3 protein-coding genes are annotated in these 2,229 nt (G+C 67.4%); all 3 read left to right on the forward strand.

The window, feature by feature from the left end; all coding sequences use genetic code 11:
• A partial coding sequence (locus ACOADB_RS26455) for a T3SS (YopN, CesT) and YbjN peptide-binding chaperone 1 (protein ID WP_378606044.1) occupies positions 1-378 on the forward strand: 378 nt, incomplete at its 5' end.
• Complete coding sequence (locus ACOADB_RS26460) at positions 378-1,826, forward strand: ADP-ribosylglycohydrolase family protein (protein WP_378606047.1); 1,449 nt, start codon at positions 378-380, stop codon at positions 1,824-1,826. The genes ACOADB_RS26455 and ACOADB_RS26460, both read left to right, overlap by 1 nt.
• A gap of 36 nt (positions 1,827-1,862) precedes the next feature.
• Positions 1,863-2,229 (forward strand): endonuclease NucS domain-containing protein (locus ACOADB_RS26465; protein ID WP_378606050.1); only part of this gene is annotated, 367 nt, incomplete at its 3' end.

The raw sequence follows: 2,229 nt of genomic DNA on the forward strand, positions 1-2,229 counted from the left end.
GAACTGGTCGGCCGCGTGATCCGGGACAAGTACGACGGTGAGCCGTTCATCGACGAGGACGGTGACTACGTCCTCGGGCACATGAACCAGAGGGTCTGGGTGCGTGTGCGGGCCGACCAGCCTGCAATCGAGATCATGGCGCGGGTCGTGCACGAGGTGCGGTCGCGCCGCGGCACGGCCGTGGAGATCGGCATCCTCAACCGCGACCACGCCTGGGCGAAGTGGGAACTCCACGAGCGAGCCGTGTGGCAGCGGCTTCTCGTTCCAGGATTCCCCTTTGTCCCTGTCCACCTCGATGCCATGCTCGATGTCTTCCTGACGGCGATGACCACGACCCGCGACGATCTGGCCCTCCGGGTCGGTGGAAGGACTGCCTGATGGACAAGCTCACCTCAGCACAGCTCGACCGCGCTTGCGGCGCACTCCTCGGATCGGCGGTCGGCGACGCACTCGGCGCCGGCTACGAGTTCGGCAGTGCTCGGCTGGGCCCCGACGGACCGTCGATGATCGGCGGCGGCCTGGGCAACTTCGCGCCGGGGGAGTGGACTGACGACACGACCATGGCGTGGTGCATCGCCGACGTCGCTGCGTCCGGCGCCGACCTGCGAACCGACGAGGCACTCACGCAGATCGCCCGTCGGTTCCGTGACTGGTACGACACGGGTCCCTCCGACATCGGCGTCCAGACGAGTCGAGTGCTCAGGGAAGTCGGCCCCGAGCCGACGAGCGCGACGATGCTGGCGACGTCGTACGACCTGCACCAGCGCACCGGCCACACTGCAGGCAACGGCTCGCTGATGCGGACCGCCGCTGTCGCGCTGCCGCACCTCGACGACCCCGATGCCGTGGCCCAGGCGGCGCGCAAGATGAGCGCCCTGACGCACTACGACCCGCGGGCGGGGGAGGCGTGCGTGCTCTGGTCGCTGGCGATCCGACACGCGATCCTGCACGGCGAATACGACGTCCGCGCCGGCCTCGACCTACTCGACGACGAGGGTGCTGCGTTCTGGTCGAAACGGATCGACGATGCCGAGACTCGGAAGCCCGGTCACTTCAATCCGAACGGTTGGGTGGTGGCTGCCTTCCAGGCGGCGTGGTCCGCGATCGTCCACACGCCGGTGCCGACCGACGGTCTCGCGTGCCGGCAGTTCGGTGACGCGCTCGCCACCGCGATCGCGATCGGCGACGACACGGACACCGTCGCGGCCATTGCCGGCGCGCTGCTCGGTGCCCGGTGGGGAGCATCCGCGGTCCCCGCCGCGTGGCGCCGCGTCTTGCACGGCTACCCGGGGCTGCGCGGTGAACGACTCGTCGAGCTCGCGTATCTGGCCGCCAACAAGGGACCTGGCATCTACGACTGGCCGGTCGCCCGGCACATCGACTACTCGTCGTACGGAATCGACCGGACGTTCGTGCAGCACCCGTACGACGACGGCGTGTGGCTCGGCGACGCGGGCGTCCTCGACGACCTGCCGAATGAGGTCACCGCGGTAGTCAGCCTCTGCCTGGTCGGCACCAACCAAGTCCGCCCCGACGTTGAGCACGTCGTCTACAGGCTGATCGACCAGCCGGACCCCAAGGCGAACGCAAACCTCGACTTCCTCCTCGCTGATGCTGCCCGCACGGTGGCATCGCTACGGGACGAGGGGCACGTCGTGTTCTTGCACTGCGTGGCTGCGCAGAGCAGGACCCCCACGGTCGGCATTGCGTACGCCATGCTGCGAGGCGTGCCGTTCGAAGAAGGGCTGCGGGCCGTGTGCGGTGCTCTACCGTCAGCCCAACCGAACTCCGGTTTCACCGCTGCCTTGCAGCGGATCCGGGCATGATGTCTGAGGATTGTCCAACGCAAGGATCACGGTGAGATGGCTCTGTTCGACATGACCAATGTGAAGCACGACGCCGCGGTCACCGCGACGTCACTCGTCAAGGTTCAGCGGACGACATTCGCTGCCGCGGGCATTCAGGAGCGCAGTCACATCCAGGCTGCCCTGCGCGATCACATCTCTCTCATCGGCGACGATCTCTACGTCGTGGCGGAGGAGTTCGGTGACTTCGAGGGCGTCCAGCGCAGGATCGATCTCCTCTGTCTCGACAAGACGGGCCGGCTCGTCGTCGTGGAGTTGAAGCGCACGGCTGACGGCGGCCACATGGAACTCCAAGCACTGCGGTACGCAGCCATGGTTTCCACGATGACCTTCGCTCATGTGGTGCGCGCCCTTGCGCGGTACC

The sequence above is a fragment of the Nocardioides sp. CPCC 206348 genome (assembly GCF_048654705.1).
Taxonomy (GTDB): Bacteria; Actinomycetota; Actinomycetes; order Propionibacteriales; family Nocardioidaceae; genus Nocardioides.